The organism is Jiangella rhizosphaerae (assembly GCF_003579925.1).
GTDB lineage: Bacteria > Actinomycetota > Actinomycetes > Jiangellales > Jiangellaceae > Jiangella > Jiangella rhizosphaerae.
Window position 1 is genome coordinate 1 of the sequence record NZ_QUAL01000371.1, and the last position, 8,136, is coordinate 8,136.

10 protein-coding genes, 1 tRNA gene and 1 pseudogene are annotated in these 8,136 nt (G+C 73.5%); 3 read left to right on the forward strand and 9 right to left on the reverse strand.

The window, feature by feature from the left end; genetic code table 11:
• Positions 1-568: pseudogene (locus DY240_RS31490) on the reverse strand (aminoglycoside phosphotransferase family protein); the annotation flags it as partial.
• The gene (locus DY240_RS25570; protein ID WP_119662512.1) at positions 565-1,032 is read right to left on the reverse strand and encodes an OsmC family protein; all 468 of its coding nucleotides are present in this window, start codon (positions 1,030-1,032) and stop codon (positions 565-567) included. The gene DY240_RS25570 and the pseudogene DY240_RS31490, both read right to left, overlap by 4 nt.
• Before the next feature lie 33 nt (positions 1,033-1,065).
• Between DY240_RS25570 and DY240_RS25575 the strand changes: the two genes are divergently transcribed.
• Complete coding sequence (locus DY240_RS25575) at positions 1,066-2,004, forward strand: beta-ketoacyl-ACP synthase III (protein WP_119662513.1); 939 nt, start codon at positions 1,066-1,068, stop codon at positions 2,002-2,004.
• On the opposite strand, the gene DY240_RS25580 is transcribed toward DY240_RS25575, so the two are convergent.
• The 3 genes from DY240_RS25580 to DY240_RS25590 are packed head-to-tail and all read right to left on the reverse strand — an operon-like array spanning position 1,988 to position 3,244.
• Entirely contained in the window at positions 1,988-2,539 is a 552-nt protein-coding gene (locus DY240_RS25580; protein ID WP_199702423.1) for a GNAT family N-acetyltransferase, read from the reverse strand. The two genes, DY240_RS25575 and DY240_RS25580, sit on opposite strands and share 17 nt — an antisense overlap.
• Positions 2,536-3,003, reverse strand: a complete 468-nt coding sequence (locus DY240_RS25585; RefSeq protein WP_119662515.1) for a MarR family winged helix-turn-helix transcriptional regulator — start codon at positions 3,001-3,003, stop codon at positions 2,536-2,538. Before DY240_RS25585 ends, DY240_RS25580 begins: the two co-directional genes overlap by 4 nt.
• A gap of 52 nt (positions 3,004-3,055) precedes the next feature.
• Entirely contained in the window at positions 3,056-3,244 is a 189-nt protein-coding gene (locus DY240_RS25590; protein WP_119662516.1) for a hypothetical protein, read from the reverse strand.
• A gap of 137 nt (positions 3,245-3,381) precedes the next feature.
• Between DY240_RS25590 and DY240_RS25595 the strand changes: the two genes are divergently transcribed.
• A complete protein-coding gene (locus DY240_RS25595; protein ID WP_119662517.1) occupies positions 3,382-4,065 on the forward strand; it encodes a hypothetical protein in 684 nt (227 codons plus the stop codon).
• Between the two features lie 33 nt (positions 4,066-4,098).
• Here the strand turns inward: DY240_RS25595 and DY240_RS25600 are convergent, their stop codons facing one another.
• The 4 genes from DY240_RS25600 to DY240_RS25615 form a co-directional block, all read right to left on the reverse strand.
• Positions 4,099-4,485 carry a VOC family protein gene (locus tag DY240_RS25600; protein WP_119662518.1) on the reverse strand — a complete coding sequence of 129 codons (387 nt, stop codon included), beginning with the start codon at positions 4,483-4,485 and terminating at the stop codon, positions 4,099-4,101.
• A gap of 80 nt (positions 4,486-4,565) precedes the next feature.
• Positions 4,566-4,638: transfer RNA gene (locus DY240_RS25605), tRNA-Arg, on the reverse strand.
• A gap of 53 nt (positions 4,639-4,691) precedes the next feature.
• Positions 4,692-5,459, reverse strand: coding sequence for a type I methionyl aminopeptidase (map, locus tag DY240_RS25610; protein WP_119662519.1), 768 nt, complete (start codon positions 5,457-5,459; stop codon positions 4,692-4,694).
• Positions 5,460-6,173: 714 nt separating this feature from the next.
• Complete coding sequence (locus tag DY240_RS25615; protein WP_119662520.1) at positions 6,174-7,040, reverse strand: helix-turn-helix domain-containing protein; 867 nt, start codon at positions 7,038-7,040, stop codon at positions 6,174-6,176.
• A gap of 102 nt (positions 7,041-7,142) precedes the next feature.
• Between DY240_RS25615 and DY240_RS25620 the strand changes: the two genes are divergently transcribed.
• The gene (locus tag DY240_RS25620) at positions 7,143-7,934 is read left to right on the forward strand and encodes a phytanoyl-CoA dioxygenase family protein (protein WP_119662521.1); all 792 of its coding nucleotides are present in this window, start codon (positions 7,143-7,145) and stop codon (positions 7,932-7,934) included.
• Positions 7,935-8,136 lie beyond the last annotated feature (202 nt).

The window sequence follows — 8,136 nt, forward strand, 5'->3', positions numbered from 1 at the left end:
CGGCCCGCGCGGTCAGCGCGCCGAGCAGCTCGGCGCCGTCGCGCCAGGCCGCGGCCAGCCCGTCGGTCAGGTCGTCGCGTGGCCCGCCGTCCCCGCCGGCCAGCCGCGCGGTCACGTCCGCCGTCGCCGTGAGCACGGTGTCGGGCCGGTGCTCCTCGACCGGCAACCGCCTCACGACGGCGTCGTCCGTCGGCACCGCGTGCACCCGCGCGAGCAGCGCGCCGTACGCCGTCCACTGCTCGGGCGTCAGGCCGACGTCGACCGCTCGGGCGTCGCCCACCCACGGCTGCAACGACAGGCGCCGCCCGCCGCGCTCGGACCACAGCGCGCCGTCCAGCGTCCGGACCGGCGCGGGGACACCGCCGACGCCCAGCTCGGCCAGCCGCGCCGGCAGCAGCAGCCCGGCCGCCGACCCGCCGCCGGTCCACTTCACCGCGTAGAACTCGCTGCCCGCCCGCACCATCCAGACCGAGGCCGCCGCGTCGGCGCCATGGCCGATCGGCGTCACCTCGCTGAATTCGATGCCGAAGTCGGCGCCGATCCAGTCGCGCAGCTCGTCGATCCTCACCCGGCGGTCACCGTGGGCTCGTGCCGTACCGGCATCCGCACCGACGACGCCAGGAAGCACAGCTCGTGGGCGCGCTCGTGCAGCGCGGTCGCCTGCTCGACCATCCCCGCGTCGGCGACGGTGACGACCGGGCGCAGCACGACCTCGGTGAACGCGCCGCCCCCGTCGGGCGTCATCTCCATGGTCCCGCCGGCGGTGTCCTCGTAACCGGTGACGACCACGCCGGCGACCGCGCACAGGTGCAGGTACTGCAGCATGTGGCACTCCGAGAGCGCGGCGACGAACAGCAGCTCGGGGTTCCAGCGGCCGGCCTCGCCGCGGAACGCCGGGTCCGAGCTCGCCGCCAGCACCGGCCGGCCGTCGGCCTCGATCGCGTGCGCGCGGGAGTAGCCGCGGTACGACGCGGTGCCGGTGCCCTGGTTCCCGGTCCAGCGGACGGTGGTCGTGTACTGGTGACTGGTCATCGCCTCTCCCAGGGTCGCGGTTACGCTGCGAGCATGACAGGCTCCCGCGTGGTCGCCGTCGGCCACTACCAGCCCGAGCGCGTCCTCACCAACGCCGAGCTGGCCACCATGGTCGACACCAGCGACGAGTGGATCCGCTCCCGGGTGGGCATCGAGACCCGCCGCATCGCCGCCGAGGACGAGACCGTCGACGCCATGGCCGCGCAGGCCGCGGCGAAGGCCCTGGCCAACGCCGGCCTCGCACCGACGGACATCGACTACCTGGTCGTCGCCACCTGCACCGCGATCGACCGGTCGCCGAACATGGCCGCCCGGGTCGCGGCGCGGCTGGGCATGACGACGCCGGCCGCCATCGACGTCAACACCGCCTGCTCCGGGTTCACCCACGGACTGGCGACGGCCGACCACGCCATCCGGGCCGGCGCCGCCACCCGGGCCCTGGTGATCGGCGCGGAGAAGCTGACCGACTTCACGGACTGGACCGACCGCTCGACCTGCGTGCTGGTCGGCGACGGCGCCGGCGCGGTCGTGCTGGTGGCCGCCGACGAGCCCGAGGTCGGCCCGGTCACGTGGGGTTCGGTGCCGGAGATGTCGAACGCCGTGCGCATCGAGGGCCGTCCCGGCACGTTCGGGCAGGAGGGCCAGGCGGTGTTCCGCTGGGCCACCACCGAGCTGCCGCGGATCGCGCGGCAGGTCTGCGAGCGCAGCGGCGTCGCGCCCGAGGACCTGGGCGGCGTCGTCCTGCACCAGGCCAACCTGCGGATCATCGAGCCGCTGGCCGCGCGTCTGGGCGCGGTGAACGCCGTCGTCGCCCGCGACGTCGTCGAGTCCGGGAACACGTCGGCGGCGAGCATCCCGATCGCGCTGTCCAAGCTGGTCGAGCGGCGCGAGATCGCGGCCGGTGCGCCGGTGCTGCTGTTCGGGTTCGGCGGCGGGCTGTCCTACGCAGGACTGGTCATTCGTTGCCCGTGACGGGCCGGTCCCGCCGGTAGACGTAGTGGAGCGGGTCGTCGACCGGGTTGTCCGGCTCCATGGCCCCCTCGGCGACGCGGCGGAAGCCGGCCTTCTCCAGCGCCCGCCACGACGCGGTGTTCGCGGCGACCACGGCGACGACGATCGCGGGCGCGTCCGGATGCGCCCGCCAGGTGTCGGCGACGACGGCGCCGATCATCGCCGTGCCCAGGCCGCGGCCGACGCGGCCGGGGTCGCCGACCAGGTAGTCGATGGTGACGGCGCCGTCCGGCACGTCGGTGAGCGCGGCGAACTCGTCGCGGTACTCGGCGAAGTCGGCCAGCCGGGACCGCTGCACCAGGCCGACGGGGACGCCGTCGAGCAGGGCCAGCAGGTCCTCGCCCGGCGACGTGCCGTCGGCGGTCCCACCGAAGTCGCGGTCGAGGGCCTCCGGCGTGGTCTCGTGGTTCCACCACCGGGCGACGTGCGGCTGCTCGAGCCAGCGGCGCAGCAGCGCGAAGTCGGCGCGGGTGAGCGGCCGGAACGTGAACGTCACGGCCGCAGCCAGGCGGTGCACCAGGCGTCGTCGGCGCATCGGTCGCGCAGCGCGGCGAGGCCGCGGAGCACCGTCGCGCGCTCGTCGCCCGGGCCGACCGCCGCCAGCAGGTCGTCGGTCCCGGCTCGCAGGTCGCGGGTCGTGGCCCGGGCCAGTCGCCGTCCGGCCGCGGTCACCTCGATGCGGTTGGACCGGCGGTCGAGGTCGTCGACGCGGCGGAAGAGCAGCGCCCTGCGCTCGAGGTCGTCGAGATCGGCGACGATGCGGTTGCGGTCGTAGCCGATGGCGCCGACGATCTCGCGCTGTGTGCGTCCGGGCGGTTCCGCGGCCGCGCGCAGGATGGCGGACTGCCACGACGTCAGGCCGTGGCGGCGCGCGACGGAGGACTCCAACGCGGCGAGCGCCTTGGCGAGTGGGAGCACCAGGCCGGCGAGGTCTTGGCCGGCCGTGCGCGTGACGGCCATGGCCCCAGCGTAGGGTAGGGGCCGGAAAGATCTCTGACCTGCGAGTTCGCGGTCAGATCTCGTCGCCGGGCCGCACCGTCGACCCCGTCACTCGTAAGCCGTACTGGTCGATCACGTGGCAGGTGTGATCCTTCTCGTCCGCATGCGCGCGGGCGGCGTTCTCGGCGGTCGTGTAGCGGGAGAAATCGCGGCTGGTCCACGGGCAGGCGGGACAGTGGGCACGGTAGCGAGCGACGTCCACGGACCAAGACGTTAGCGGCGACGGCGCCGGCTCGCGCGCGGAACGGCTCAATGGGTGAGACGACGTTTTCGTTCCGATGGCACCCTTAGGGTGGGGCCAGGCCGCCGGTGCCGCGGCGGCAGAACAGGAGGCGCGCCGTGCCCGATCCCTCCGCAGACCAGCAGCCCGTCGCCCCGGCCGAGGACGCCGCACCCGTCCGTGAGCCGGCGCCCGTCCCCGTGCGGGCGCAGATCCTGTCGACCGAGCACTGGAGCCTGCTGGCGACCCGCAACCTCGCCTGGAGCGAGAGCTTCAGCCGGGCCAGCTGGTTCCTGACCGTCGTCTCGGCCACGGTGGTGGCGCTCGCGCTGGTCGCCGACAGCACCGACTTCGGACCCGGCTTCGGCCTGTTCGCGCTCGTGCTGATGCCGCTGCTCGTCGTCATCGGTCTGGCCACCGTCATCCGCCTGGTCCAGCTCAACAGCGAGGACGTCGAGCTGGTCGCCGGGATGAACCGGTTGCGGCGCGGCTATCTGGACCTGGCGCCCGAGCTCGAGCCGTACTTCGTCACCGGCCACCGCGAGGACGTCGCCGGGCTCATGCAGACCTACGGCGTGCGCCGCAGCCGCATCCCGGCCGGCCAGTACCTGTCGAGCATCGCTCTGCTGGTGAGCGTCATCGTCGCCGTGCTGATGGGCGCCCTGGCCGGGCTGATCGGCGACGCCTTGGGCGCCGGCACGGAGGCGGCGGTCGGCGTCGGCGTGGCGGCCGGTGTCGTGGCGCTGGCGGTGCTGGTCCGGCTGGTCGTGCGGCAGGTCAACCGCACCTGGGACCGGCGGTGACGACCGACGCGGCTGACCTCCCCTGACCTGCGGTCACCCGGTCTGGGCGCCCGCGGACCAGTCCGGGAGCTGCTGCAGTGCCCAGCGGTTGCCGTCCGGGTCGGAGAAGAAGACGAAGCGGCCCCACGGCTGGTCGTCGACCTCGCTGACCTCGATGCCGCGCGCCAGCAGGTCGGCCCGGGCGGCGTCGGCGTCGGCGACCACCATCTGCAGGTTGTCGAGCGACCCGGGTTCCATGCCCGTCAGCCCCTGGCCGATCGCGATCGAGCAGGCCGATCCCGGGGGAGTGAGCTGCACGAACCGGACGGTGTCGCTGACCGTGTGGTCGTGGTCGGCGTTGAAGCCCGCCCGGACGTAGAACTCCTTGGCACGGTCGACGTCGGTGACGGGCACCGCCACCAGCTCCAGTCTCATGTCCATGCCGCGAGCGTAGCCATCGGGCGCGCGGCGCCGCCGAATGCCGGCGATGGTGCGATGATCGACATGCCGCTTGACCTGGGTGCCCGCGGTAGGATTCGAACCTACGGCCTTCTGCTCCGGAGGCAGACGCTCTATCCCCTGAGCTACGCGGGCTCGGGCCTGAGAAGGGTATCAGCACCGGGCCACGCCGGGCGAACCCGTCCCGCTCACGGCAGCGTCAGGATCCGCGGCCCGTCCTCGGTGATGGCGACGGTGTGCTCGACGTGCACGCTGCGGCTGCCGTCGTCGGTCACGAGCGACCACCCGTCGTCGGCCATGTGGTAGCCGTCGCGGCCGCCGGCCATGAGGCTGGGCTCGATGGCGATGACCAGCCCCGGCCGCAGCGGCAGGCCGCGTCCCGGACGCCCTTCGTTGGGCACGAACGGCTCCTCGTGCATGGCCCGTCCGATGCCGTGGCCGCCGAAGTCGTTCTGCATGCCGTAGCCGGCGGCGCGGCCGATCGCCGACATCGCGTGACCGATGTCACCCATGTGTCCGCCCGGCTGGGCCGCGGCGATGCCCGCGGCGAGGGTCCGCTCGGCGGTCTCGATCAGCGCGAGGTCGGCGGCCGCCGCCGTCCCGACGACGAAGCTGACCGCGCCGTCGGCGTGCCAGCCGTCGACGTGCGCGCCGCAGTCGACGCTGAGGAGGTCGCCGTCGCGCAGCCGGTACGACGTCGGCAGGCCGTGCAGCATGACGTCGTTCACCGACGTGCAGATGACGCCCGGATACGGCGTCGCCCCGAACCGCGGGTGGTAGCCCAGGAACGACGAGCCCGCCCCCGCGCCGTCGATGACCTTGCGCGCCAGCTCGTCCAGCTCCGCCAGCGAGACGCCGGGGGCGGCGTGTGCCCGCACCTCCGCGTGCACGGCCGCGACGACGCGCCCGGCGGCGCGCATCGCCTCGATCTCGGCGGCGGTCTTCAACTCGATCATGCGGCAATCCTCGCGGTCCGGAGCCTGGTCTCTGTCGGCGATAACAATACCGGTATTGGTATCGGACGTGAGACGGCGGCAGGCTCGCACCCCTCTGCCGGGCCGGCCGTGATCGCACGAGGGGTGACATGAACGCCAACTGTTGGCGCTGGTGTCTTGTTGGCCGCCATCGAGAATGACGGCGTGGGCGACATCGGCGTGCGGATGAGAGCGCGACGATCGCGCCGGGGCGTGGTCGTCACGATGTCGGTGGCCGCTGCCTTGGCACGCCGAAGTGCTCCACAAACCGGGCCTATCCGGCACGGATGGTCACTTTCGGCGAGCCAAGCTCACGCACGCCGCCGATCGGGACATCCGCGTGGCTCGTCGGTGCTGTCTCGTTGATCATCCTGGATGAACACCGAATGGTCCGGGCAGGGCGTACGGAGTGCTGTAGCCGACCTGCCTGGCGGCGGCTGTGAGGGTGGCCTGATGCTCCTGTATCAGGTCGCCGTTCCCCGCACGGGAGGTCGATCAGTACTGGCATGTCTCCGACTGCGTCCGGCGGGGCTCGCGGTGCTCAGCGACCTCACACCAGGCCGGATCACGAACGCCGCGGCGCCGTTGACCGCAACGCTGGACGCCTCGCGCTGGCGACTCGGCCGGACGACGACCTCGCCAGCATTGCCGCGGACCTCGGCTCCACGGATCGATCCCACCTGGCCGCCGCGGGCGTCAGCTGCGCCGGCGGTACTCCGTCGGTGACAGCCCGACCAGCGACCGGAACCTCCGCGCGAAGTAGGTGGGGTCGTCCCAGCCCACCGCGGCGCCGACGCGCGCGGCCGGGAGCGTGGAGTGCGTCAGCAGCGTCGCCGCGCGCTCGGCCCTGATCCGCGACAGTAGGCCCAGCGGGGTGAGCCCCACGTGCCGGCGGAACAGCCGGCCGAGGTAGGCCGCGTCCAGGTTGACGGCGGCGGCGAGCTCGTCCAGCCGCCACGCCCGTTCCGGCGCGTCCTCCAGCCGGGCGATGGTCGCGGCGACGGCGGGATGCATCGCGGGCGCCGGCGTCGTGCCGTCGCCGGCCGGGCCGCCGCCGGCTCGCCCGTCCGCGAGGATCCCGAGGATCGTCACGAGGTGGCCGAGGACGCGCCCCGCCGTGCGCCGGCCGCCCTCCAGCTCCCGCTCCAGAGCGGCGACCGCCTCGACGGCGTCCGTGGCGGCCCGCCGGTCGACGCGGGTGACGACGACGCCGTACGCTCCGGCCGCGACGGGGTCGGTCCAGATGAGCCGCCGGAACATCGGGATGTCGCCGAGCGGGGCCAGCTCCGCCCGCAGCGCCTGCGCCGAGATGCAGCAGTTGGCGACGGTGAGGTCGGTGCAGTCGCCGAAGCCGTGCCAGGCGCCGGGGCGCAGCACGATGACGTCGCCGAGCCCGACCGGTCGCTCGCCGCGGCTGGTGAGGTGGGTGCCCGCGCCGGTGCCGACGACGGCGATCTCGACGAAGTCGTGGGCGTGCGGGTCGATGCCGTCCGTCAGGCGGTGGACACCGCCCAGGACCGGGCTGCCGGCGAACAGCGAGTGCTCGTGCAGCGTCGCGGTCATGTCGGGATCGTACGAGGAGTCGACGGTATCGGCCTAGCCCTCGGCGCACGGCGGCACCCAGGCTGGTGGTGCTCACATCGGCACTGCCAAGGAGGCCAGACCATGACGATCACCCCTACGGACCGGCGCGAGTCCGACGTCGACGCCGACGGCCGCGTGCCCGGCGCGCTCGTGGAGGACTACCGCCAGAACGGGTTCGTCCGAGTGCGCGGGATGCTCGGCCCGGACGAGGTGGCGCGGTTCCGGTCCGCCGCCGAGTCGTTCCTGGAGGCGCACCGGGCCGAGAGCCTGGAGAAGCAGGGCGTCTTCAGCCAGCTGGTGAACGTCTGGCAGCAGGACACGACGCTCCGGGAGCTCACGCTCCATCCGCGTCTCGGCCGCGTCGCCGAGCAGCTGGCCGGTTTCCCGCTGCGGCTCTGGCACGACCAGCTGCTGGTGAAGGAGCCGCACAACAACGCCGCGACGGAGTTCCACCAGGACCGCCCCTACTGGCCGCACGCGAACGACCGGCTGTCGCTGTCGGCGTGGGTGGCGCTGGTCGACGTGCCGCCGGAGCGCGGCTGCATGACGTTCCTGCCCGGCACGCAGGGCGTCTCCGGGCTGCGGCCGCAGGACCTGCACGACGAGGAGGACCTGTTCGAGGCCGAGCCGTCGCTGCGGTGGATCCCGCGGGTGACCGTCCCGCTGCGGGCCGGCGACTGTACGTTCCACAGCAGCTACACCGGCCACATGGCGCTGCCCAACCGCACCGACCTGGCCCGCCTCGCCCACGTCACCATCTACATGGACGAGGCCACGACGTACAGCGGCACACCGCATCCCGTCACCGATCCGCTCGGCCTCGCGGCCGGCGACCGGCTCGACGGCGACAGCTTCCCGCGTCGCTGGTCCTGACGGTCTCACGGACACCAGCGTCCGTCCGGCTCGGCCGGGACGGCCGAGCCGGACGCGTTCAATGCATGGGGCCTGTCGATGATCGTGGTGGCGCATCACCTTCCTCTCACAGCCGGCGGTGCTGTGCGACGCCGCGCGGAGGCGGTCGCTGGACCGGCCGCCTCCGGGGCGTCCGGGCCGGCCGCTCCGGCGGCTGACGCCG